Consider the following 24,682-nt stretch of genomic DNA (forward strand, 5'->3'; position numbering starts at 1 on the left):
AGAAACCGCCATGAAATTGCCACTGCTCGCCTTGTGTGTGGGGTTGGTCATGCTGACAGGGTGCGGCACCACCCATGTGCGTGGAAGCCAGGATGTCCAGCTCTCCCGCGATGCCCACTGGTTGGTTCTGCCGATGGTGAACCGAACCACCACTCCTCAGGCCGGGCTTCGGGCTCAAGCGATCACCGAGGCGGTGCTGGCGCAACATGGCGTCTCTCAGGTGGAAAGCTATCGCCAGCAAGATGGGGATGGTTTGTTGTTCGAGGCGGCTTCCGAGGCAAGCCAGCGCGCCATGACGCAATGGGCCTCGCAGCGCGATGGTGACTATGTGGTGTCCGGTGTGGTGCATGAGTGGCGCTATAAGACCGGGGTTGATGGTGAGCCCGCGGTGGGCGTGATGCTGGAGATTCGTGATGGTAAAGGGGCGCTGTTGTATAGCGGTACCGGCTCCCGGGCGGGTTGGGCGCGGCAGTCGCTGGGTGAAACCGGACAACGCGTGATTGATAAACTGCTTGCACCGGTACTGGACTGATGCTCGGTAAACTCCGGGACAACCGCTTCGTCCGTTTCCTGGCGCCGCCGGGGCCGGGCGTGCTGGCCTGGCTGGAAGCGCCTATGGTGGTACTGGCGGCCACCGCCATTGGTTTTCTGGTGCGCGCGGGGGATCCGTTGTTTCTCACCGGGGGGATCCGTTGGAGCCTGGTGGCGGCGATGCTGGTGGCACTGCGTTATGGATCGTTGCTTGGGTCGCTGGCGATGTTGACCCTGCTGGCAGTGTGGTTTGGCTGCAAGTCGGTAGGGCTGTATCCGGGACTTGAATTTCCGGAACTGACTTTTCTTGGCGGCTACATCATTGTCTTGATTACGGGTGAATTCGCGGACATGTGGCGAACACGGTTGCGCCGTGCCGAGAGTGAAGCCGGATACGCATTGGAACGCTTGCGCAACCTCACGCAACGGCATGTGCTGTTGCGTCTTTCCCATGACCGTCTTGAAGAGAATCTGCTGACTAAACCGTACACCGTGCGCGACGCATTACTGCGGTTGCGTACCGTGGTCATGGACGGCAGCCGGGAGCAAAGTCTGCCCGGCGGCGAGGAATTGCTGAACATGCTCGCGGAATACTGTCAACTGCAGCGCGGCGCCGTATATCAGTTGGCGGGGGAGCACCTGGAGACCACGCCTGTTGCTGTTCTTGGGGATAATCAACCGCTTGATCTGAGTGACGGGCTACTTCGTTATGCTCTGGACAATCGCACTCTTGCCCACGTGCAAATGGGGGAAAGCACGGATCGTTACGACGGCAATTACTGGGTCTGTGCTCCGGTTATCAACAGCAGTGGTGAGCTGGTTGGCGTGGTGGTGGTCGAGCGCATGCCTTTTCTCTCGATCACGCATGAGAATCTGCAATTGATGGGGTTGTTACTGAACTTTTATGCCGACATCGTGCAACACGGGCCCGAGGTGGAGGCCTTGTGCCGCGAATGGCCCAGTCTGGCGCCCGTGTTCGGTCGTGAGTTGGTGGCGCTGAACCGTCTGGCGGCTGCTGGTAAGGTGGACACGGCGATGGTCATGTTCGTGCCGAACGAGACCGACAAGGCCCGGCAAATCGTGGAAGCGCTGAATCGAACCCGGCGCACCATGGACGGGTACTGGTGGGTGGACTGGGAGCGGTACCATCTGGTGTTGCTGATGCCGATGACCGGTGTGCACGGTTTCGAGAGCTTCCAGCGTCGTGTCGATGACTGGTTGCGGACCGACTACGATGTGGGGTCCCTGGCACAAGCGAGTGTGGCATTTTCGTACCGCTTTTTGGATGGGCGCCCGGTTGGGGAACAAATACGGGATGTGCTGGAGGCCTCCCATGCATGAGCCTCGTTTTCTGATTGTCTATGCTCTGCTGTTGGAAGCGGGTGCTTTCGTTTTGTTGTTATCCCGCTCCAGTGACGATCTGTTGCTGATCAAGTATCTGGGATTGCACGCGGTGGCATCCTTACTGCTGGCCAGTGGCGCCTGGGCTCTGTTGCCCAGTGGATTCCGTAAACCCAGGATCTGGTCCTGGGTACTGACATTCTGTCTGGCCTTTTTTGTTCCGGCCTTCGGGCTGGTCGCTATTCTCGGCGGTGTTCTGGTTGGCTATTTTCTGCCCGCGGCGTTTCGCAAGGAGCCATTTGTAACCGTTTCCGCGCCGGCTTTCAATCCGGTGCCGATGCCCGCGGGCGGCGGTTTCCGGCAGGAAGACCTCAAGACGCTGTTGCTGTCTTCCGATTCACCGACGGAGCTGCGCCTGCAGGGCATGATGACGGTACGGCGCATGCCCACCCGTTCCACCGGAGAAGTGCTGAGGGACACCCTGGATGATCAGGTTGATGACATCCGGCTGCTGGCCTACGGCATCCTCGACCAGAAAGAGAAAGCCATCACCCGGCAGATCGACCGTGCCATGCGGCTTTTGGACTCCGCCACGCTTTCCCGTAAATATCGTCTGTATCGCCGTCTGGCCGAGTTGTATTGGGAATTGGTGTATCAGGACCTGGTACAGGGAGACATCCGCCAATTGGCATTGGATCGCGCTTACCACTATGTGGATGTCGCATTGAGCGAAAAGTCGGACGATGGCGGTATGTGGCTGTTGCAGGGACGGATTTGTCTGGCGCAAGGGCGGCTGACGGAAGCGGAACAGAGTTTCATGTCCTGTCGCATGCTTGGATTGCCTGCCTCACGTGTCAACCCCTGGCTGGCCGAACTGGCCTTGTGGCGGGGACAGTATACCCGTGTGCGCAAGCTCATGGGGGCCATCGCGGATAACACACGGTCTTCGTCCCTGAATCAGTCAGCCCGATACTGGAGACGCGCATGAAGCTGCCCCACGCTGACAGCGCCGATATCTGTCTGTTACTGGAGGGGACCTTTCCATTCGTCAGCGGCGGCGTTTCCAGTTGGGTCAACCAGATTATCCGCGGGTTTCCGGAGTACCGGTTTGCTTGTTGTTTTGTCGGCAGCCGGAGGGAAGATTACGGCGAAATGAAGTACGAACTTCCGGAAAATGTGGTGCATCTGGAAGTGCACTATCTCCATGACGCGCATCGTGAAGTCAAGAAGGCGCCGCTGCGTGGGAATCCGGAGATGTTCGAGAAGGTCGACCGTTTCCATCGGGCGGTACGCAGCCGGAGAGTAAGCCGAGACCGGAACCGTCTATTCTCCGAGCTGATTGCAGAGTTGGGGGATCATGGCGCGCTGTCGGAGCAAGCCTTCTTGCGGAGTGAAGCGAGTTGGAACCTGATCTCCGACAGTTACCGGCGTTATAGCAGGGACCCTTCTTTTGTTGATTACTTCTGGACAGTGCGAATCATGCATGCGCCGATCTGGACGTTGCAGCGCATCGCTGAAAACCTGATTCCAGCCGGTATGTATCACAGTATTTCCACTGGTTATGCGGGTTTCCTCGGCGCGATGCTCAAGCGCCGGACCGGTAAGCCATTGCTTTTGACCGAACATGGTATTTATACAAAAGAGCGTAAGATCGATCTGTTCCAAAGTGAGTGGATCAGCGATAACCGTGGGTTGGCGGAGCGCAATAATGCGGAAATGGCCTATTTCCGCGAAAAATGGATTCACTTCTTCGAGGAACTGGGCAGGGAATGCTATCAGGCGGCGGATCAGATCGTCGCGCTCTATGAAGCCAACCGGCTGCGGCAGATTCAGGATGGCGCACCCGCGGAGCGCACCCGCAATATCCCCAATGGCATCAACCTGCCGGCCCTGCAGGCGATACGGGCGCGGCGCGGTGAAGCCATTCCAGCGGTGGCCTGCCTGATCGGCCGGGTGGTGCCGATCAAGGATGTGAAGACGTTCTTGCGTGCCATGCGTACCCTGGTGAACCGGCTACCCGCTGCGGAAGGCTGGATCGCCGGCCCTGAGGATGAAGACCCGGAGTACGCGGAAGAATGCCGGGCATTGATCCAGAGCTTGCAGTTGGAAAATCACGTTCATTTCCTCGGTTTCCAGAAAATTGCCGATTTGCTTCCGAAGGTCGGGGTGGTGGTACTCAGCTCCATCAGTGAGGCGCTGCCGCTGGTGTTACTGGAAGGGTTCGCCGCTGGTGTGCCGGCGGTATCCACGGACGTCGGTTCCTGTCGGCAGTTGGTTGAAGGTTTTGGCGAGGAGGATCGGGCGCTGGGTAAAGCCGGGGAAGTTGTCAGTATCGCCAATCCGGAGGCATTGGGAAACGCCGTGGCTGACCTGCTGGGAGATCCGCGGCGCTGGCGGGCGGCTCAGCGGGCCGGTATCCGTAGAGTGGAGAGATTCTATACCCAAAACGTCATGTTTGATGCTTATCGACAGCTTTATGGTTCCTTGTTGAGCCCCACCGGAGGCATCCGGTCCGTGAACGGAGAGGATTGCTGATGGCGGGGATCGGTTTCGAACTGCGCAAGCTGATGCGCCGGGATACTCTGCTGGGGATGTTGCGCGCCTATGCCTACGCCGGAGTGATCGGCTCGGGACCCTGGGTGCTGTCGATTCTTGGCATCTTGATCGTTGGTCTGATCAGCGTGTCGGTGGTGTCGCCGGCGACGGCAATCAGTGAGTTTCAGGTCACTGTTACCTACATTATCGCCTTCAGCCTGATTCTTACCGGTATCCTGCAACTGGCCTTTACCCGTTTCTGTGCTGATCGTATTTTCGAGCAGCGGGAATCCATGGTGCTTTCCAACTTCGGCGGGGTAACGCTGGTCGTCACAGCGGCAGCCGGAGTGTTGTCGATGCTGGTATCGGTGTTCCTGTTTCCTCAGCAAAGCGTGTTGTTCCGGATCGTCGCGGTGGCCAGCTTCGTAGTGGTCAGCAATATCTGGATCGCCACCATTTTTTTATCCGGTTTGAAGCAGTACCGATCGATCGTTTTGCTTTATGCATTGGGTTATGCATTGACCGTTGGAGCGGCATACCTGCTGCGTTTCATGGACCTGGAGGGGCTCATGTTGGGCTTCCTGGTTGGCCAGGTTTCGCTGCTTGGCGGTATGTTGGTGTTGATCGTGCGTGGCTATCCCACCAGCCGTTCGGTGGCGTTTGACCTGTTTGACCGGCGCTGGCTGTATCCGAGTCTGATGCTGGTGGGACTGTTCTTCAACGCGGGAGTGTGGGCTGACAAGATTATTTTCTGGGTGGCGCCATCCACCGGCGGTAATGTGATCGGACCGTTGCGGGCCTCGCTCATTTACGATATCCCGGTTTTCCTCGCCTATTTGTCTCTGATCCCTGGCATGGCGGTGTTCCTGGTGCGTATGGAGACTGACTTCGTGGAGTACTACACCAATTTCTACGATGCGGTGCGTGAAGGGGGATCACTGTCCTATATCGAAGACATGCGTAACCAAATGGTGGCGACGATTCGTCTCGGTGTGTTCCAGATCATCAAGATACAGGCGATCGCGGCCCTGTTGATCATGGTGGCGGCGCCGGACATCTTTGTCGCGCTGGGTATCTCCGAGCTTTACTTACCGTTACTGCGGGTGCAGTTGGTGGCGGCGGGGCTTCAGGTGGTGTTCCTGGCCATCATCAATGTGTTCTGCTATCTGGACCAGCGCCGGGTGCTGGTGTGGCTGACGGGCACGTTCCTGGTGCTGAATGTGGTATTCACTCTGATCAGTCTGAAGCTGGGGCCGGCCTTTTTTGGGTATGGTTTCCTGCTGGCACTGGGGGTATGTGTGGTGGCGGGATTGTGGCTGGTGAACCGCAGCATGGGCCGGCTGGAATACCAGACATTTATGCTGCACTAAAAAAAAACGGCGCCCATGGGGCGCCGTGAATCGTTTGGCTCGGGAGAGCTATCACGGAGTACAACTCCGATGTCAACAGATGGGACCTCGTTGACGGCTTTGAGTATGGCGCGGCTGAAATGCAAAAACATTTGCTTTATCGCCCGGGATTTCGGCTTGAGTGGTCAATTCTTGTGCACAGACGACAGCGTGGGGCCGGGTTTGGAAATATGCTAATTTAGCGTCATTACACCATCCAATAAGGTAGGCAAGGAATGCAAAGCTCCGTTTTACGCCTGATTGGCGTGTCTCTGCTCCTGTTCGGTTTATGGGCTTGTGACACTTCCGACGACCCGGCGCCCGGCGCCAAGGATAACAGTGAGCAGGCCGAGCCCGTGGCCGCCGCCGACAGCGAGCCCGATCCCCGTTGGCGTACTCACCTGGACAGTTGGCCACGGGGCGAAACCGGTGCCCGTTCCCCCCTGGTATTCCGTTTCACCCATCCGGTGGTGGAGCAAAGCGAGCTCAATAAGCCGCGGACCGATGCGGTGAAATTGCGTCCGGAGCGGTCCTTCACGGCGGTATTCACCGCTCGGGACCGGCTTGAAGTGCGGCCCCTGGAACCCATGCGCAGTGATCAGAGTTTCACTGTCACGTTGTTCCCTCAAGGGCTTTCCGGCATTGATGACAGCCTGCCTCCGCTGGAGACCACGCTGACCGTACTGCGCCAGCAACTGACCATCCGGGTCGAGGCGCTGGCGCCGGCGGAGGGCGCCGACACCATGGTTCTGAGGGGGCGCATCGACACCCTGGACCTGGTGGATAACCAGGCGCTGGAGTCCGTGCTCTCCGCCCGCCAGGGCGAAACGTCACTGCCGGTGGTGTGGGAACACCCGTCCGGCAGTCTGACTCATCGCTTTGAGGTAACCGGGGTCCGCCGTGACGTCGGAGAGGAGGTCCGGCTGGCCTGGGACGGCGAACCGGTGGGTGAATCGGGATCGGGCGAGCGTAGCTACACGGTGCCTCAGCCCGGACAGTTCGCGATTACCTCGGTCCGTTCCGAGAGCTTCCCCGACCGCCATGTGGTGGTGCAGTTTTCCGAGGCCCTGCAGGCCGGGCAGGATCTCCTGGGGATGGTGGCCCTGGGCGGCAAGGGCGCCCGGGTGCAGATCGACGGTTCCCGGTTGCTGGTGTACCCCAGCGACGAGGTGGACCAGGAGGCGGTATTGCAGATCGCGCCGGGCGTGGTCAGCGCCGCCCGCCACACCCTGGAGACGGGGTATAAGCAATCCCTGGTATTGAGCATGTCCAAGCCCGCCGTGCGGTTCGTCGGCGAGGGCGCCATCCTGCCACGGGGCGAGGTGCTCAGCGTGCCGTTCGAGGCCGCAGCGGCCGGCGCCATCCAGGTGCAGGCGTTCGAGGTGTTCGAGAACAACATTACGTCCTATCTGCAATCCCGTGATCTGGACAACCCGCACCCGGATACCCGCTCCGGTCGTTATCTCTGGCAGAAGACCCTGGAGTTGCCGCCGTCCGAGGAACGGGACTGGCAACGTTACCGGCTCGACTTGACCGAGCTGATGGCCAAACACCCCAATGGCCTGGTCCTGCTCACCCTCAAAGTGGACCCGCGGAGCATCCGCTACCAATGCGGCGATGGCGGTCCGCGGCGTGAGAACGAACTGCCGGACAACTACGAAGGGCCGGGACAGGACGACGAAGTAGGGCGGTATTACCACGATGCCGGTTATCTGCGCTGGGATGAACGTGACAACCCCTGCAGTGACAGCTACTACGCCTACAACGATCAGGCCGAGACCTCCCGGGCTTTCATCGCCTCCAATTTGGGGCTGCTGGCCAAGCAGGGGGAAGACGACCATATGCTGGTGGTCACCACCGCCCTGGACAGCAACACCCCCTTGGCGGGAACCCGGGTTACCGCCTACAACTATCAACACCAGTCCCTGGGCAGTGCCAGCAGTGGTGACAACGGCATCGCCGAATTGAAGCTGTCCGGCACGCCTTTCTATCTGGTGGCGAAAAACGGCAAGGAAAAAGGCTATCTCAAGGTGGCCCGCAATCGGGCCTTGCCTTCCAACCAGTTCGACACCGGCGGTGAGCGGGTGCTCGATGGTCTCAAAGGCTTCTTTTATGGCGAACGGGATGTCTGGCGGCCCGGCGATGACGTTCATCTGACGTTCGTGTTGGACGATCCGCGGCAGCGCATGCCGGCGGACCACCCGGTCACGGTGGACTGGTTTGATCCGCGCGGCAACAAAGTTGCCAGCTACACCAACAACGAGCCCGTGAACGGGTTCTACACCTTTACCCTGAAAACCGAGGAAAGTGCTCCCACCGGTAACTGGCGGGCGGTGGCGCGCCTGGGTGAGCGGGACTTCGATACCCGGTTGCGGGTGGAGGCGATCAAACCCAACCGGTTGCGTATCGAGTTGACCGCGCCCGGGCAGGTTTTCGCCGGTCAGAGCACACCGCTGGCGCTGCACGGACAATGGCTCAACGGCGCCCGCGCCAGCGCCCTCAAGGCCGATGTGAAGGTGCGCCTGCTCAACGGCGCCGACCCGTTCCCGGGGTACGCCGGCTACACCTTCAAGGATCCGTCACGCACGCTGCAGGCGGAGCCGTTCACCGCCTTTGAGGGCCGCCTGGACGATGCCGGCGACGCCACTGTCAATCTGGCGGTGCCGGCGGTGACGCCGCCGGGCATGGCGTCAGCGCTGGTGACCACGCGTATTTTCGAGAATGGCGGCGACTACAGTACCCAGGTACAGCGGGTGCCGGTGGCACCGTACCGGCATTGGGTCGGGTTGCGGGTTCCGGATGGCGACGGCTGGGGCGGAGCCCTGGGACGTGATCAAAACCACAGCCTGGACCTGCTTACCCTGGATCAGGAAGGGAAGCCGGAATCCCGTTCCGTCACCCTCAGCGTTTATCGTATCGATTGGCGCTGGTGGTGGGACCGGGGCGCCAACGATCTCGCCAATTTCATCAGTAATCCACACACTCGCAAGGTGAAGTCCTCCCAGCTCACCACCAATGACAAGGGGCGGGTCCAGTGGCGGTTGAACGGCCCGGACTACGATTGGGGGCGCTACCTGGTGCGGGTATGTGACGATAAGGGCGGTCATTGCGCGGCCCGGACCGTCTATCTGGGCTGGAGCGGTCAGCGCGGCGGCGGTGGCGATGCCGCCTCCCGGCTGGCGTTGTCCACTGACAAGGAGCATTACCAGGTGGGCGAGATGGCCCGGGTGAAAGTGCCGGTGTCCGGCGCCGGCCGCTTGCTGGTCAGTCTGGAAAGCGGGTCGCGGGTTCTGCGTCATTACTGGGTGAAACCCGGGGATCAGGAGAATTTCACCCTGGAGATTCCGGTGACCGCGGATATGACGCCCAATGTTTATGTACACGCCACTCTGCTGCAAGCGCACAAGGACCGGGACAATGACCGTCCAATCCGTCTCTATGGCATCGTGCCGTTATTGGTGGAGGACCCGGCCACCCGCCTCGAGCCGGAGATCCAGGCTCCCGAGGAAGTGCGTCCGGAAAGCGAACTGACGGTGACCGTGTCCGAGAAGCAGGGCAGGGCGATGACCTATACCCTGGCGGTGGTGGACGAAGGTCTGCTCGGCCTGACCAATTTCCAGACGCCGAATCCCCATGAGGCCTTTTACCGACGGGAAGCACTGGGCGTGCTCACCTGGGACCTGTTCGATCAGGTGGTGGGTGCCTACGGTGGGGAGCTGGAGCGGATGCTGGCGGTGGGTGGCTCGGAGGGCCTGATGGACGGCTCCGAGGCTCAGCGCCGCCGGTTCCCGCCGGTGGTGTACTTCGCCGGGCCGTTCGAACTGAAAGCCAAGTCGGAGCAGGAACACAGGGTTCAACTGCCGGCCTATATGGGCGAGGTACGGGTAATGGTGGTGGCGGGCCAACGCGACGGCCAGCTGCGCGCCTATGGCAACGCCGACAGCCCGGTCACCGTGACCCAGCCGTTGACGCTGTTGTCCACGCTGCCACGGGTGCTGGGGCCGGGAGAATCCCTGCAGGTGCCGGTGAATGTGTTCGCCACCGATGACACCATTACCGATGTGGATCTGAACCTGCGGGCCGAGCCGCCACTGAAAGTGATACGCGACACCGCCAGGCTGACCTTCAAGGAACCCGGGGACAAGATTGCCACGCTGTCATTGGAAGCCGGTGACCAGGTGGGGGTCGCCCGGGTCACGGTGTCGGCCAAGGCGGGTAAGGAGCAGGCCGGGGAGCAGGTGAACCTGCCGATCCGGACCGCCAACCCGCCCACCAGCCGGGAACAGCGCAAGGTGTTGGAACCCGGAGACAACTGGGCTTTGGACTGGCGCCCCCATGGTCTGCCCGGCACCAATCAAAGCGCCCTGACGGTCAGCAGTCTGCCCGCCATGGGATTGGAGCGGCGGCTGGAATACCTGATTCGCTATCCTCACGGCTGCGTCGAGCAAACCACTTCCACGGTGTTGCCGCAACTGTACCTGCATCAATTGGTTGGCCTCAGTGACGCCGAGAAACAGGAAGTGCAGAACAACATCGCCGGCGCCATTGACCGGCTGCGCCGCTTCCAACTGAACGACGGCGCCTTCAGTTACTGGCCTGGCAGCGGCCAGGCCAGCGATTGGGGCACCTCCTACGCCGGTCACTTCCTGGTGGAAGCGCGCCGTCTCGGCTACGCGGTACCGGCGCGGATGATCGACGGCTGGCTGAGCTATCAGCGCCGGCTGGCCAGCGACCCCGGTCAGTACGCCTGGCAATGGGCCAGCCAGGCCTACCGGCTCTACACCCTGGCTCTGGCCGGGGAACCGGAAGTCGGTGCCATGAACCGTCTGCGCGGTGCGCTGGCGGTCAGTGACAGCCGCAACCAGCATGGCCGTTACACGGCACGCTGGTTGTTGGCGGCGGCGTATCAGCAAATGGGACTGACCGACGTGGCTGGTGAATTGATCGCCGTCGATGGTGACGTCGGTGACTACGATGAGCCCGGCCCCACCTTTGGCTCCGCCCTGCGTGACCGTGCCATCAGCATGATGGTTCTGGAAGCCCGCGGAGATCAGGCCCGGGCCTGGGATGAAGCCCGCGTCGTGGCGGATGACCTGGCCTCCGACCGCTGGTACTCCACCCAGAGCCTGGCCTGGTCGCTGATGGCGATGGCGCGTTTTGCCGGTAACGACAGCGCCGAGGACGGTTATGATTTGGCCTGGCGGCGGGGTGAAGGCGATTGGCAGGAAACCCACGCCACCAACCCGGTGTTCCAGCAGCCATTGGCGATTGATCAGGATGGCGAGTCCATCGTGGTCCGCAACGACAGCGACCGTCGCTTGTTCGCCACCATGACCACCGTGGGCACCCCGGCTCCGGGGCAGGAAAAAGCGGTGTCCGAGGGACTCGACCTGTCGGTGGCCTTCCTGTCGATGGATGGCTCGCCGCTGGATCCGGCACAACTGACCCAGGGCACTGATTTCCGCGCCCGGGTGAAGGTGACCAACCGCACCAACCGCCACCTGGAAAATCTGGCGCTGACGCAGATCGTGCCGTCCGGTTGGCAGATTGCCTCGCGGTTGTCATCCGCCGGCGTGGACGACGCCGAGGACGAGGAGGACGCGCCCTTGGATTATCAGGACGTGCGCGACGACCGGGTGTTGAGCTATTTCTCCCTGAAACCCGGCGCCACGCGAACCGTGAATGTGGAACTGAACGCCTCGTTCGCCGGCCGCTTCTACCTGCCGGGCTGGCAGGTGGAAGCCATGTATCAGGGCTTTATTCAGTCCCGTGAACGTGGCCAATGGGTGGAAGTGGTGGCCGAATAGCCCCCGCGAGCCGGGCCACGGACGGCCCGGCTCTTTTGCCTGACACTGCCGGAACATGCCTGGAATGCGATGATCAAACCGTCTCTTTCCCGCCGCCGCTGGCGTGTCCTGGCGGCGTTGCTGCTGGTAGGGCTGGTGGCGCTGGCGTTGTTGCAGTTCTCGCCCTTACCGGCGTCGCTACAACGGACCGACTATGCGGTGCTGATGCTGGATCGCGGCGGTCGGCCCCTGGCCGCCCGTATCGCCGCGGATCAGCAATGGCGTTTCGCCCCGGTGGAAGCGCTGCCGGACAAGTACCGTGAAGCCTTGCTGACCTTCGAGGACCGCCGTTTCCGTTGGCACCCTGGTGTCGATCCGTTGGCGCTGGCCCGGGCCACCGTGGCCAACATTCGCGCCGGCAGGGTGGTCAGTGGCGGTTCCACCCTGACCATGCAACTGGCCCGGCTGTTGCGGGACGATCCGCCCCGCACCTTGTGGGAAAAAGCCCGCGAGGCGTTGCTGGCGTTGCAACTGGAATGGCGCCTGGGCAAGTCCCGCATTCTGGTGGAATACGCCAGCCGGGCGCCGTTCGGCGGCAACACGGTGGGACTGAGAGCGGCGGCGTGGCGCTATTTCCAGCGCGCGCCGGACGATCTGAGCTGGGCGGAAGCGGCGCTGCTGGCGGTGCTGCCCAACAGCCCGGCGCTGATCCACCCGGGGCGGCAGCGCCAGCAATTGCTGGCCAAGCGGGATCGTCTGCTTGGCGCGCTGCGGCAGAGGGGGCTGATCGATGCGGACGAGTTGCGGTTGGCGCGGTTGGAACCCTTGCCGCATACCGCGCGGCTGCCGTCGCTGGCACCGCATCTGCTGGATACCCTGGCGGCCAACACCAGCTCGCCGTTGATTCACACCACTCTGGACACCGGGCTGCAACGGAGGGTAAATGCTCTCAGCGGGCAGCATGGGCGGCGTCTGGCCAAGGAGGGGGTGCATAATCTGGCGGTGGTGGTGATCGACCATCGCCAGCTGGCGGTGCGCGCCTATGTGGGCAATGTCACGCATGGCAACCGCCGCGAATACGGCGCGGCGGTGGATATCGCCGGGCGTCCCCGTTCCACTGGCAGTGTGCTCAAGCCGCTGTTGTACGGTCTGATGCTGCAGGAAGGGCTGCTGCTGCCGGATACCCTGGTGCCGGATTTGCCCACCAACTATGGCGGTTACAGTCCGGAGAACTTCGACCGCGAATACCGGGGCGTGGTGCCGGCCCACGAGGCCCTGGCCCAGTCGCTGAATATCCCCGCCGTGCGCATGCTGCGCCAGTACGGCGTGGCCCGCTTTCACGACCGGTTGCGCGCCATGGGCATGAGCACCCTGTTCAGGGATGCCGAGAACTATGGTCTGACTCTGGTGCTGGGCGGCGCCGAAGGCAAGTTGATGGAACTGACGGCGCTGTACGCCCGGCTGATGGCCAGTGCCCGCGACGGCCAGGCGGCGCCGGTTACGTTGCTAAGTGATGTCCAGCCGCTGCCGGAGCCGTTTCCGATCGGCGCGGGGGCGGCCTGGCTGACGTTGGAAGCACTGCGCGACGTGGCCCGGCCTGGCACCGCCCGGCAATGGCGGCTGTACCGTTCCAGCCAGGCGATCGCCTGGAAGACCGGTACCAGCTATGGCTTGCGCGACGCCTGGGCGATCGGCAGCAACGGCCACTATACGGTGGGCGTCTGGGCCGGCAACGGCAACGGTGAGCCGGCCCCGGCACTGGGTGGCGCCACCACCGCGGCGCCGCTGATGCTGGATCTGTTCAGCCTGCTGGGGCCAGCAGAGTGGCCTCAGGCGCCGCTGGGCGATCTGAAGGAACTGCAAGTGTGCCGTGACGATGGTTATCTGGCCGGTGGGCAGTGCTCGGCGCGTACCGTGCTGGCGCCGCTGGACAGTCATTTCCGGACGGTGACGCCGCATCATCTGCGCGTGCATGTGGATGATCAGGGACGGCGGGTGCACAGCGGCTGTGAGAATGTCGCCGCCATGAGCGCCCGTGACTGGTTCGTGCTGCCGCCGGCGCAGGCCTATTTCTACCGCTTCCGGCACCCGGAATACCGGCCTCTGCCGGCCTGGCGGGAAGACTGCGCCGCCGGCGCCCGGGCGCTGAGCTCACGGGCGCCGATGGCGGTGATTTATCCCCATGCGGGTTCGGCGCTCTATCTGCCGGTGGAACTGGGTGGGCAACGCGGCGGGGCGGTATTCCGGGTGGTGCATGAACGCGATGACACGGAGCTGTTCTGGCACCTGGACGACCGCTATCTGGGGCGCACCGCCCACTTCCATGAATGGGCGATCCAGGCGGCGCCAGGCTGGCACACTCTCACCCTGGTGGACGATCAGGGCTTTCGCCTGCGACGCCGCTTCCAGGTGCTGTCCCATTAGTGAACCGCAAGCCGGTTCGCGAACCGGGGGCGGGGCTCAGGGCTGTTCGATCTCAAGCAGGAAATGACGCAGAATCCGCCGGCTTTGCGCCAGCTTTTCCGCCTTCTGGTCGGCCAGGCGGATCTGCTCATGCAGGACGGTGCGAAGCTCGTCGCAGGGCTCGAAAACCGGGCCTTCGCCGCGCACGCACGGCAGGAACTGGCGAATCGTCGCCAGAGTCATGCCTCCGGAGCCAAGCAGCTTGATCCGTTCGACGGTGCGTTCCTCCGCGGTATCGTAGTCACGGTAGCCGCTTGCGGCGCGCCTTGGTTTGAGCAGCCCTTCGGCTTCGTAGTAGCGCAGCATGCGGATGCTCACGCCAGTACGTTTCGACAGCTCGCCTATTTTCATCCCATGCCCTTGACTCTGACAGCGTTGTCACAGTTTAAGGTGCTGGCTCACTCATGTGAAAGCACTCAGGAGCAGCGTGGCATGTCCATTGAAAATCGTCCCTATCTGGCCAGCATCAACGGCCACCCGGTCACCATCGAAGAGGTGACGCCGCTGGCGTTCGCGGGGTTCGCGCACTTCACCGCGATGCAGGTGCGAAGCCGAAAAGTCAAAGGCCTCGATCTGCATCTGACCCGTCTGCGTGAAGCCTCCATCGAGTTTTTTGGCGCGGCCGTGTCCGATCAGCGGATGCGTTCCTATATCAAGGCGGCCATCGATGCGGGACCGGAAGATCAATCACTGACGGTCACGGTTTTTGTTCGTGATGGTGAATTCAGCGGGCGCGGCATGAATACCGAGCCGGAGGTGCTGGTGCGCACCGGGGCTCCGGCCAAGGGCCCCAGAGGGCCGCTGAGATTAAGCGTGGTGGAGCATGAGCGTCCCCTGGCGGCGATCAAACATGTTGGCGAAGCCGGCAAGACCTGGTATCTGCATCAGGCCATCCGCGAGGGCTTCGATGATGCCGCTTTCGTGGACCGGCAGGGACGATTGAGTGAAGCCACTATCTGGAATCTGGTGTTCTGGGATGGCGACGCGGTTGTCTGGCCCAGGGCGGCGATCCTGCACGGCACCATGATGGGCATGGTTCAGCGGCAACTGGATCGACTTGGCATTGCCCAGCGCCATGAAGAGATCACTCTGGAGCGTCTCGGCGATCTGGCCGGGGCGGCGGTAATGAACTCATGGACGCCGGGTATCGCGGTCACCGCCATCGGCGGGAACACGATTCCGGAGGCGGAGTCCTTCATACGCTTGCTGCACCGGTGTTATGAAGCCGAACCGGCCGTTTCCCTGGCAGTGCTGTATCAACAGGTCTCGGGAACATGAATGCAGAGGTTGCTACAAGGCCGCTGTGGGAAGCTTGCTTGCAAGCGAATTCTTCGGAAACAGGAGCTTGATTCGCGGGCAAGCCTGCTCCCACAGCGGCTTCGTAGTCGTCTCCGTGGGGGTGATCCGTCAGCCCGGCGGTGTACGGTTCACCGTGGTCAGGCGCCGGCGAATCTTTTCCTCCGGTGCCAGATCGGTGAATTCCTCCGCTTCGAACGGGTCGCCGCCCACCGGCGTGCCTTCATTGCGGTGATACAGGTCCAGCAGCATGTTGCGGCGGTCCTCGCGCAGTTCCCGTACCAGCACGATCACCATCAGGAACAGCACCAGGGCGAACGGCAGGGCGGCCAAAAGCGCCGCCGATTGCAGGCCTTTCAGTCCGCCGGCGGATATCAGCGTGATGCAGATGGCGGAAATCAACACGCCCCAGGTCAGGCGTTTTTTCAGCGGTGGATTGAGAGAGCCCTGATCGGTCATCTGCGCCACGATGTAGGTGGCCGAGTCCGCCGAGGTGACCAGAAAAATGAACAGCAGCACCATGGTCAGGCCGCTGAGCAAATGGCCATGGGGCAGAAGTTCATACATTTTGAACAAACCGCTGGGAACGTCGTTGTGAACCACGGCGGCGAGGCCGGCGTTCTGAGTCAGGTCCAGGTCCAGCGCCGTGCCGCCGAATACGGCGATCCAGGCGCAGGCCAGCAGCGGTGGTATCAGCAGCACGCCGAACACGAATTCCTTGATGGTGCGCCCGCGCGACACCCGCGCCACGAAGGTGCCGACGAACGGCGACCAGGCGATAACCCAGGCCCAATAAAACACGGTGAAGCGGTCCATCCAGTCGCCGCGCTCGAACGGCGGAATGGTCAGGGCCATTTCGATGAAGTTGCCAAAGTACGCGCCCAGGCCGTTCACGAACACGTCGAAGATCCGCACGGTGGGGCCGGTGATCAGCATGTAGGCCATCAGCGTCAGGCACAGCACCATATTCAGATTGCTGAGCATGCGGATACCGCGGTCCAGGCCGGTGTAGGAAGAGGCCATGTAACACAGAAACATGGCGCCGAGGATGCCGGCCTTGCTCCACACGTCATTGGGCCAGCCGAACACCGATTCCAGGCCACCATTCATTTGCAGCACACCGAGCCCGAGAGAGGTGGCGACGCCGGTGACGGTGGCGATCACCGCCATCACGTCGAGGGTGTCGGAGGCGACCTGACGGCGCGGCAGGTCGCGCAGAGCCGGCTCCACCATGGTCGACACCAGCCCGGGGCGGTCCTTGCGGAACTGGAAAAACGCGATGATCAGGCCCACCAGGGTGAAAGCGGCCCACTGATTGACGCCCCAGTGGAAAAAACTGTATTGGATCGCCAGGGCGGCGGCTTGCCGGGTGCCAGGCTCGGCGAGACCGTGGGGCGGTTCCTGTAAATGCAGCATGGGCTCGGCCATGCCGTAGAACACCAGCCCGACACCGAAGCCGGCGGAGAGCAACATGCTGAGCCAGGAAAACAGACTGTAGTCCGGAGTGCTGTCCTGGGGGCCGAGGCGGATCTTGCCGTACTTACTGAACGCCAGCACCAGCAGGAACACCACGAACACGAAGACGCTGAGCAGGTAGAACCAGCCGAAGTAGCGGCTCAGGCTGGATAACAAGATGGCGGCGGTGCTGGCGAAGGCTTTGGGGAAGGCGGCGCCGAGGGCGACCAGGGAAACGATGATGGCGGCGGAGGTCAGGTAGACCCGCTGAGTCGATAGCATAGCCTCGTCCTTGGGGCGGAACGAACAACGAAAACCAGTCCCCTAGGGTGGCAGATCCGGCGGGGGAATGCATCCCGCCGGATCTCCGGGCCGGTCAATCCCGCTGGCGGTCGTCCGGCTCTTCCGGCTCTTCGTCCTCCACTCCGGTGTCGGCGGTGGTCGGTTTTCCCGCCGCCGCCGCCGGTGCGGTCGAAGCGGGCGTTTCTGAATGCTCCGCTTTCGCCGGTGAGTCACTGCTCGCGGGTTTCTTGCTCTGTGCCTGTTCCGCCTTGGCTTCCACCTCCTCCGGGGTCTGTTCCTCACCAAGCCGGTAAGCGGCGAAGCCGGCGTGCACCACCTGGTTAATGGCCATGCCCAGGATGCGGCCGTCGTAAGGGGCGATGATGGCGCTGCCGGTGTTGGTGATGGGGTCGGTCACGGTGCCGAGGATTTGTCCTTTCTTCACCTTGTCATTGAGTTTGACCTCGGACAGCAGGATGCCGCCCTGGCCGGCGCGGATCCACTGCGATTCATAGAACACCGGCTGAGGCGCGCCCCAGAACCGGCGCGCTTTGCGCATGTCCAGATTTTCCAGCAGGGTTTCCAGCGCCTGGACACCATAGCTGACCGCCTCTTCCTCCAGACGATTGGGGCCGCCGGCTTCCATCGTCACCGCCATGATGCCGTCGTCCACCGCCGCCCGTCGCAGAGTGCCGCGGGCGCCACGGCCGTGCAGCACGGTCATGCCACCGAAGTGTTTGGCGAAGGCGAGAACGTCCGGATTCTTCAGATCAGCACGCAACTGCGGCTGGTTGATGCGCTTGAGTGAACCGGTGTGCAGGTCCACCAGATATTCACAATGCCGGATGATCTGGTCATAGAGGGAATGGGCCACCCGGTCGGCGGCGCTGCCGGTGCCGCGTCCCGGGAAATGGCGGTTGAGATCGCGACGGTCGGAGAGATAGCGGGAACCGTTGCGGAAGCCTTCCAGATTGACAATGGGCACACCGATCAAGGTGCCGGAGAGGGTTTCCGGTTCCAGGTCGTACATCAAGCGCCGCACCATCTCGATGCCGTTCAACTCGTCGCCGTGGACGGCGGCGGTCAGACACAGGCGCGGACCGGGCTTCTTGCCGTGGGCCACCAGCACCGGCACCGGCGTGGCGATGGAAGCGAAGGACTGATCCGGCGTCCAGTGCAGCGTGGCGAAGCTGCCGGGCACCACCGTTCGGCCCAGCAGGGAGAGCGGTGGCACCGTCGGCGGTTGATCCGAGGCGGTGGAAGCGGGCGCCGGTGGGTTATCCTCGTCGGCGTCCGCCGTGTCCACCAGCGGAGTGTCGTCGACAACCGGTTTCGCGGGAGGATTGGCCGGAGCGGCGTGCGCCTCCGGTTCGGTGTCGTCGACCGGGCTTTCGTCGGCATGCAGTGCCGGCCAGGGAGTCAGGGCGGCCAACAGGGCGATGGTCAGGGACCAGCGTGCGGTCATGGTGATGTCTCAGCTGTTGAGCTGGTCGAGCGCCTCCCAACGGGCGTAGGCCTCGGCCAGCGTTTGTTCCAGTTCGGCGAGCCGTCTCTGTTCGGCGGCGATGGTGTCCGCGGTTTCCTTGTAAAAGGCCGGGTCCGACATCGTGCCCTGCAACGTCTCCAGTGCCGCTTCCAGCTCCTCGATGCGGGCCGGCAAATCGCGCAGCTCAAGCTGTTCCTTGTAGCTCAGCTTTTTGCGCGCCGGTTTCGCCGTTTCGCTTCGTTCCGAGCGGGGGGCGGGCTTGGCGGCTTTGACGGTTTCCGGAGCGGTCGGTTCCGGACGTTGCCGTAACCAGTCCTCATAACCGCCCACATACCAGTGTGGATCGCCGCCTTCGAAGACCAGTGTGGAGGTCACCACATTATCGATGAAAGCACGGTCATGGCTGACCAGAAGCAGGGTGCCCTGGTAATTCACCAATTGTTCTTCCAGCAACTCCAAGGTTTCCACGTCCAGATCGTTGGTGGGCTCATCCAGCACCAGCAGATTGAATGGCCGGGTGAACAACTTAGCCAGTAGCAGGCGATTGCGTTCGCCGCCGGACAGGGATTTGACCGGCTGGCGGGCACGGCCCGGTTCGAACAGGAAATCCTGCAGGTAGCCCATGACATGTTTTTTGCGACCATCGACTTCGACCACGTCGGAGCCTTCCGCCAGGTTGTCGATCACGCTTTTTTCGCTGTCCAGGCTGTCACGCAGTTGATCGAAATAGGCCACTTGTAATTGCGTGCCTTGTTTCACCGTGCCGCTGTCGGGAACCAGCCGGCCCAGCAGAATCCGGATCAAGGTGGATTTGCCGCAGCCGTTGGGGCCGAGAATGCCGACCCGGTCGCCGCGCAGCAGGGTCAGCGAGAAGTCCCGCAGCAGTGTCTGCCCGCCCACCGCATAGCTGAGATGCTCGGCTTCGATCACGGTTTTACCGGAGCGGTCGCCCTGCTGGATGGAAAGGGCCGCCGTGCCCTGGCGCTGGCGTCGCTGCGCGGCCTCTTTACGTAACGACTGCAAGGCTCGCACCCGGCCTTCGTTACGGGTGCGGCGGGCCTTGATGCCCTGACGAATCCAGCGTTCTTCCTGGGACAGCTTCTTGTCGAACTCGGCCTGGTTTCTTTCTTCCACTTCCAGCGCCGCCTGTTTTCCTTCCAGGTAACGATCGTAGTCCCCAGGCCAACTGGTCAGTTGGCCACGGTCCAGCTCAATGATGCGGGTGGCCAGGGCGCGGATAAAGGCACGGTCGTGGGAAATGAACACCAGGGTCGCCGGGTAGTCGCGCAGGAAGCTTTCCAGCCAGCGGATCGAATCGATGTCCAGATGGTTGGTCGGTTCGTCCAGCAGCAGCAGGTCTGGCTCCTGCACCAGGGCACGGGCCAGCAGAACGCGGCGCTTCATGCCGCCGGAAAGGCCGGCGAAACGCTGCCCGCCATCCAGTTGCAGTTTGGAGAGCACGGTCTCTACCCGCTGGAACAGCTGCCAGGCGCCGGCGCTTTCAATACGGTCGCCGAGCTGCTGGAAACGGGCCATCACCGCATCGTCTCCGTCATTGAGCCGATGGCTGAGGCGGTCATGTTCGGCCAGCAGCCGGCCAAGCTCACCGAGGCCCTGGGCCACCATCTCCTGAACGCTGTGGTCCTGGTCCTCGGGGACTTCCTGCTCCAGGCGCGCCACCACCAGTCCCTGGGCGCGCTCGATCTGGCCGTCGTCCGCCTGCACCTGCCCGTCCAGCACTTTCAGCAAGGTCGACTTGCCGGAGCCGTTACGGCCCACCAGGCACAGCCGTTCGCCGGCCTCGATGGTCAGGTCCAGGTGATCAAGTAGCGGCTGGTCGCCGTAATCAAGCTGCAGGTCGCGCAGAGTCAGCAATGGCATGGTGTCCGGGTACCGTGGTGTCGGGGAACGGGAGTCTAGCATTTTCCCGGGGTGTCATGGATGGGGGCGCAAGCGAGACCGAGATGGGACAATACCCAGTCGCGGCGTTCTGCTATCGTCCCCCGGGGTACCAGGAGAGGGCGGTAGCCCTGATCGAGGTAGGTGTTCCATAACACCTGGAACGTACGCTCGGCTTCCGCCAGTGTCTGCTTGCGCTCCTGGTCGTTCCGGTAGATGTCGGGCCAGGGCGGCAGCATCAGCACCTCAGGGGCATAGCGGTGGCGCCGCGCGGCCCAGTGCATGGCGGCGCTCTCCCGCAGCCGTTCCAGGCGGGCGTAACCGAGTACATCCACCACGCCCCGGTCGAAAAACACCGGCCCGTCCCGGTTGGCGTAACGCCGGTATTGACGGCGGTCCCGGTCCAGCATGGCGGCGGCGAAGGCCTGTCGGTTTCGCCAGGGCAGGGCCTCGCCGCCGCGCGCCTGCTGTTGTTGAATCACCGCCCGACCGGATTCGGCGACGGTATGGTATCCGAACCCGGACAGGGCCCGGAGCAAACTGGTCTTGCCGGCGCCGGGGCCGCCGGACAATACAATAGCCCCGCGATGGAGGCCGCGGTGAATAAACATGATGGGGTTTCCTGTTAGAGAAGAGGAGTGGTTAGTCGTGGTTTAGAGTGAGCCGCGGCACTTTGAGCTCCAGCAATGTCGACCGCTGGTACAGAAAGGGCTACGAAGCCGCCGTGGGAAGCTTGCTTGCAAGCGAATGGGCTTCCGGCGAAAGGTCGCCTTCCCACAGCGGCTTCGTAGCGGACGCCGAATTTATGTCTCCAAGGCCGGATTTCAGGCGTCCGTCGTCGGGTCGCCGTTTCCGGATTCGCGGCGCTCGCCGGGGATGGTCATGTTTTCGCCGCCATTGATACTGCGAATGTGAATGTCCATCTGGCTGAAAGCGATTTCCACGCCCTGTTCCCGGCACAATTGATCGATACGGCGATTAAGTTCGTCGGTGGTGCTCAGGCGGTCACCGATTTCCTTCACATAAACCCGCAACTCATGGTCCAGGGTGCTGGCGCCGAAGCCCATGAACAGGATCATCGGCTCCGGGTCCTTCATCACTTTCGGATGGTCTCGGGCCACGGTCTGGAGAATCTCACGACAGGTGTTCAGGTCCGAACCGTAGGCGAAGCCGACTGTGATGATCAATCGCGTTACCGTGTCACTCAACGACCAGTTAATCAACTGTTCGGTAACGAAGGTCTGGTTGGGGATGATGATTTCCTTGCGGTCGAAATCAATCACCGTGGTGGCGCGCACCCGCACCCGGCTGACGGTGCCCGACAAGGTACCGATAGTGATCACGTCACCGATGCGAATCGGCCGTTCGAACAGAATGATGATACCGGAAACAAAGTTGGCGAAGATCTGTTGCAGACCAAAACCCAGCCCCACGCCGAGGGCGGCCACCAGCCATTGCAGTTTGTTCCAGGTCAGCCCCAGCGAACCGAGCACTACCATGACGCCCAGGGCGATGATCACATAGGATAGCAGCGTGGTGGTGGCGTAGCTGCTGCCTTGCTTCAGGTTCATCCTCGATAGCAGCAGCACTTCCAACAGGCCGGGCAGGTTGAGGGCGAGCATCATGGTGACCACGCCGGCGGCCAGAGCGAACATGACATCGCCGAGACTGATCGGGATCGAGGTGACGTTGTTGCCGCTGCCTTCGGTGGTTTCCCACAGCAGAATGTTTTCGGTATAGGAAAAGGCATTGAGAATGTCCGCCCAGACCCAATAGAACAGCAGGCCAAATACCACCACCAGGGCCATGCGGATCAGACGCAGAGACTGCTGGTTGACCCGCTCCAGATCCAGTTGCGGTTCTTCCACCTCGATCCCTTCCACACTGGTTTCCTTGGCGTCGCTGTCACGTTGCGCCAAGGCTCTTTTGTAGGCCAGTCGTTGCGCCGCCACGGCCAGGCCACGTACCGCGGTCGCGTCGATCAGGGTCCATAGAAGCAGCAGGTAGAAGCTGTCGATGATGCGACCGGACAAACGCACCGTGGTGTAGTAGTAGCCCAGACCGATCACCACGATCAGGGCGAAGGGCAGGCCGCCGCACACCAGCGCCGCCATGGCTTTGTAAGCGGTGGAGAAGCGGGTGATGGGGAAGTGCAAGGCTACCCGGGTCAGCATGACCCCCATTACCGCCAGCCCGAACACCATGATGACCAGGCCGATACGATCATTGTTGAGCTGGGCCGGCCACTGCTCGCCGAAAGCAATGATCAGCGTCATCGGCACCATCGCCAAGCCGACCGCCAATAACCGCCGACGCAGCTTGGTGTTGCCGTCGGCGGACCAGCGGAAATGCCGCTGCGCGATACCGTCCCGGGCCAACAACCGATAGCACATCTCGAACACCAGCCATAGCAGCGCCACTTTTGACAGCGCGGCGCCCAACACGGTGGACAGCGTGCCGGGCTGAATCCAGAGACCCCAGGCCAGCAGACTCAATACCAACGGACCGGGCAGGCACATCAGCGTGGTCAGCAGAATCGCCAGAGGGGTATGCAACTGGCTGTCCCGGCGCAGGAAACCAATATCGCTGTTGAGTTTGCGGATCCGGGTACGCAGGCGTTTGCGCCAGAACAGCAGGGCGACGGCCAGGATCGCCGGGAGCAGTAGCCAGGGCCACTTGTCTTTCAGTAGCGCGGAGGCGTCCTGGCCCATCTGCATCCAGGGCATGTCCGTCATCTGATCCCGGACCTGGGCCGGGAACTCGCGCAACCAGGACAGATTGATCGGCTGGGTGCTGGGCATCCAGAAGGTCTGTTCAGAGATGGTGTCGTGGAGATTGCGGGAGACGTCCACCAGTTGATCCTGCACCAGATTCAGCCGGACCAGCAGATTCAGCTTGCGCCCCAGTTCGGTGTCCAGCTGATTGAGCAGTTCCACATGAATGTCATGCAGACTCCCCAGAGCATCCTGCAGCGCGACCCGATCCTCCGGAGAGATGTCCTGGTCTTCCAGGCGGAGGGTGGCGGCTTCTGTTTGCTGGCGCTGCTGGCCGATTTCAAACTGGCGCAGACGGGTGTCACCGATGGCCTTGGGCAACCCTTCCCGGGGTTTGAAGTCCGGTAGATTTTTTTGCTGCTCATAGAGAATCCGCGATAACAGCAGGCTGCCGTCAAGCATGCGGATCTGATCGTTGACCGTGGCGGACAACGCCCGCACCCGGTCCAACTGGGTCTTGGTGGCCACGTTTTCACGCAGCAGATCATTGACGTCTTCACTGGTCTGAATCAACTGTTTGCGCAGCGTCTTGTTCCGCTCTTCCGCTGCCGCCAACTCGGGGTGATCGGCCACTTCGGCGGGCAGGTCCACGGAGGCGGCCTGCAACTCATCCTGCAGTTGCTGTTGGCGCCGCCGGTTGAGCAGTGGTTGCAGAACATCCAGTTGTCGCTGGATCAGCTCCGCGTCGGCTTCCAGAACCCGTTGCTGCAGGCGGGAGCGCTGCTCGTTGGCGCTGGCCACGGCCAGTTCCTGGTTGCGCAGTTCAATACGGGAGTCCAGCGCCGCCAGTTTTACCTGCAGATTCTGCACTTCCTCCTCGCTCAGCGCCTCCGCCACCGACGGGCGGTTCAGCTGTCGGCGAATATCATCGGCCTCCGCCAGACTGTCGCTGATGGTATTCTGCGCCCGTTCCGGCAGGGTCTGGGAACTGGTCACATCACTGGCCGCGTCCGCCAGTTTTTCCTGATTGCGCTCCAGTGCCTGCAGTTTCTGTCCCAATTCCTCCGCCAAGGCGGAAATGGACAGGCTCTGATAGTGCTCGGCCCAGTCGACGGTGCTTTCGCGGCGAATTTTTTCCAATTCGCCCTGAAGCGAGGCTCTCTCGCGCGGCAGCGCGCTTTGTTGCTGCTCAAGCTTTTTGATCCGCTCGTGGTTGGCGTCGATTTCCTTGCGCAGCTTCAGCGTTTCTTCCAGAAGGGCGCGCTCCGGCGTTGCTTCGCCCTCCTTCCGGGGCTGGCCATCGGCGCTGTCGTCACCGCCGGTAAGTTGTTTCTCCAGATCTCCGATACCGGGCAGGGAAAAGCCGCTGCTTTGCGCCGCGGCCACACCACACAGCATCCACGAGAGCAGCAGGGAAAGCAGTAACCGTGATCGACCGGGTCTCATAGGGAAGCGGGTAATCCATTGTCAGAGAATGAACGGGAGCTTAGACAATAGCGATAAAAC

At 62.2% G+C, this 24,682-nt stretch carries 14 protein-coding genes; 8 read left to right on the plus strand and 6 right to left on the minus strand.

Features of this window, described 5'->3' with window-relative positions; all coding sequences use genetic code 11:
- Positions 1-10: 10 nt before the first annotated feature.
- The 7 genes from E0L37_RS04300 (at position 11) to pbpC (ending at position 14,005) form a co-directional block, all read left to right on the plus strand.
- Positions 11-532, plus strand: coding sequence for a hypothetical protein (locus E0L37_RS04300; RefSeq protein WP_133490553.1), 522 nt, complete (start codon positions 11-13; stop codon positions 530-532).
- The gene (locus E0L37_RS04305) at positions 532-1,872 is read left to right on the plus strand and encodes a PelD GGDEF domain-containing protein (protein WP_133490554.1); all 1,341 of its coding nucleotides are present in this window, start codon (positions 532-534) and stop codon (positions 1,870-1,872) included. The genes E0L37_RS04300 and E0L37_RS04305 overlap by 1 nt, the downstream gene beginning before the upstream one ends.
- Positions 1,865-2,860, plus strand: a complete 996-nt coding sequence (locus E0L37_RS04310; RefSeq protein ID WP_236563996.1) for a hypothetical protein — start codon at positions 1,865-1,867, stop codon at positions 2,858-2,860. Before E0L37_RS04305 ends, E0L37_RS04310 begins: the two co-directional genes overlap by 8 nt.
- Positions 2,857-4,407 (plus strand): GT4 family glycosyltransferase PelF, encoded by a 1,551-nt coding sequence (gene pelF / locus E0L37_RS04315; protein WP_097058004.1) that lies wholly within the window; start codon positions 2,857-2,859, stop codon positions 4,405-4,407. Before E0L37_RS04310 ends, pelF begins: the two co-directional genes overlap by 4 nt.
- Complete coding sequence (gene pelG / locus E0L37_RS04320) at positions 4,407-5,777, plus strand: exopolysaccharide Pel transporter PelG (RefSeq protein WP_097058005.1); 1,371 nt, start codon at positions 4,407-4,409, stop codon at positions 5,775-5,777. The genes pelF and pelG overlap by 1 nt, the downstream gene beginning before the upstream one ends.
- Before the next feature lie 254 nt (positions 5,778-6,031).
- Positions 6,032-11,602, plus strand: a complete 5,571-nt coding sequence (locus E0L37_RS04325; RefSeq protein ID WP_133490555.1) for an alpha-2-macroglobulin — start codon at positions 6,032-6,034, stop codon at positions 11,600-11,602.
- A gap of 69 nt (positions 11,603-11,671) precedes the next feature.
- The gene (pbpC, locus tag E0L37_RS04330) at positions 11,672-14,005 is read left to right on the plus strand and encodes a penicillin-binding protein 1C (protein WP_133490556.1); all 2,334 of its coding nucleotides are present in this window, start codon (positions 11,672-11,674) and stop codon (positions 14,003-14,005) included.
- 36 nt (positions 14,006-14,041) lie between these two features.
- Here pbpC and E0L37_RS04335 read toward each other — a convergent pair whose 3' ends face one another.
- Positions 14,042-14,395, minus strand: coding sequence for a MerR family transcriptional regulator (locus E0L37_RS04335; protein ID WP_133490557.1), 354 nt, complete (start codon positions 14,393-14,395; stop codon positions 14,042-14,044).
- A gap of 81 nt (positions 14,396-14,476) precedes the next feature.
- On the opposite strand from E0L37_RS04335, the gene E0L37_RS04340 reads away from it, so the two are divergent.
- Positions 14,477-15,322 (plus strand): aminotransferase class IV family protein, encoded by an 846-nt coding sequence (locus tag E0L37_RS04340; protein ID WP_133490558.1) that lies wholly within the window; start codon positions 14,477-14,479, stop codon positions 15,320-15,322.
- A gap of 129 nt (positions 15,323-15,451) precedes the next feature.
- Here the strand turns inward: E0L37_RS04340 and E0L37_RS04345 are convergent, their stop codons facing one another.
- The 5 genes from E0L37_RS04345 to mscK all read right to left on the minus strand — a co-directional run bounded on the left by E0L37_RS04345 (position 15,452) and on the right by mscK (position 24,622).
- Positions 15,452-17,077 (minus strand): BCCT family transporter, encoded by a 1,626-nt coding sequence (locus tag E0L37_RS04345; RefSeq protein ID WP_133490559.1) that lies wholly within the window; start codon positions 17,075-17,077, stop codon positions 15,452-15,454.
- Positions 17,078-17,171: 94 nt separating this feature from the next.
- Positions 17,172-18,542 carry a succinylglutamate desuccinylase/aspartoacylase family protein gene (locus tag E0L37_RS04350; RefSeq protein ID WP_133490560.1) on the minus strand — a complete coding sequence of 457 codons (1,371 nt, stop codon included), beginning with the start codon at positions 18,540-18,542 and terminating at the stop codon, positions 17,172-17,174.
- 9 nt (positions 18,543-18,551) lie between these two features.
- Positions 18,552-20,444 (minus strand): ATP-binding cassette domain-containing protein, encoded by a 1,893-nt coding sequence (locus E0L37_RS04355; protein WP_133490561.1) that lies wholly within the window; start codon positions 20,442-20,444, stop codon positions 18,552-18,554.
- Between the two features lie 35 nt (positions 20,445-20,479).
- Entirely contained in the window at positions 20,480-21,073 is a 594-nt protein-coding gene (locus E0L37_RS04360; protein ID WP_133490562.1) for an AAA family ATPase, read from the minus strand.
- Between the two features lie 213 nt (positions 21,074-21,286).
- Complete coding sequence (gene mscK, locus E0L37_RS04365; RefSeq protein ID WP_133490563.1) at positions 21,287-24,622, minus strand: mechanosensitive channel MscK; 3,336 nt, start codon at positions 24,620-24,622, stop codon at positions 21,287-21,289.
- Positions 24,623-24,682 lie beyond the last annotated feature (60 nt).

It is taken from the genome of Alcanivorax sp. 24, assembly GCF_004360225.1.
Classification (GTDB): Bacteria; Pseudomonadota; Gammaproteobacteria; order Pseudomonadales; family Alcanivoracaceae; genus Alloalcanivorax; species Alloalcanivorax xiamenensis.

Excerpts from the sequence above, each read along its gene's own strand:
- pbpC (WP_133490556.1), top strand. The coding sequence starts at position 11,672 with ATGATCAAACCGTCTCTTTCCCGCCGCCGCTGGCGTGTCCTGGCGGCG.
- E0L37_RS04325 (WP_133490555.1), top strand. The coding sequence starts at position 6,032 with ATGCAAAGCTCCGTTTTACGCCTGATTGGCGTGTCTCTGCTCCTGTTC.
- E0L37_RS04305 (WP_133490554.1), top strand. The coding sequence starts at position 532 with ATGCTCGGTAAACTCCGGGACAACCGCTTCGTCCGTTTCCTGGCGCCG.
- E0L37_RS04350 (WP_133490560.1), bottom strand. The coding sequence starts at position 18,542 with ATGACCGCACGCTGGTCCCTGACCATCGCCCTGTTGGCCGCCCTGACT.
- pelG (WP_097058005.1), top strand. The coding sequence starts at position 4,407 with ATGGCGGGGATCGGTTTCGAACTGCGCAAGCTGATGCGCCGGGATACT.
- E0L37_RS04300 (WP_133490553.1), top strand. The coding sequence starts at position 11 with ATGAAATTGCCACTGCTCGCCTTGTGTGTGGGGTTGGTCATGCTGACA.
- pelF (WP_097058004.1), top strand. The coding sequence starts at position 2,857 with ATGAAGCTGCCCCACGCTGACAGCGCCGATATCTGTCTGTTACTGGAG.
- E0L37_RS04335 (WP_133490557.1), bottom strand. The coding sequence starts at position 14,395 with ATGAAAATAGGCGAGCTGTCGAAACGTACTGGCGTGAGCATCCGCATG.
- mscK (WP_133490563.1), bottom strand. The coding sequence starts at position 24,622 with ATGAGACCCGGTCGATCACGGTTACTGCTTTCCCTGCTGCTCTCGTGG.
- E0L37_RS04310 (WP_236563996.1), top strand. The coding sequence starts at position 1,865 with ATGCATGAGCCTCGTTTTCTGATTGTCTATGCTCTGCTGTTGGAAGCG.
- E0L37_RS04345 (WP_133490559.1), bottom strand. The coding sequence starts at position 17,077 with ATGCTATCGACTCAGCGGGTCTACCTGACCTCCGCCGCCATCATCGTT.
- E0L37_RS04360 (WP_133490562.1), bottom strand. The coding sequence starts at position 21,073 with ATGTTTATTCACCGCGGCCTCCATCGCGGGGCTATTGTATTGTCCGGC.
- E0L37_RS04355 (WP_133490561.1), bottom strand. The coding sequence starts at position 20,444 with ATGCCATTGCTGACTCTGCGCGACCTGCAGCTTGATTACGGCGACCAG.
- E0L37_RS04340 (WP_133490558.1), top strand. The coding sequence starts at position 14,477 with ATGTCCATTGAAAATCGTCCCTATCTGGCCAGCATCAACGGCCACCCG.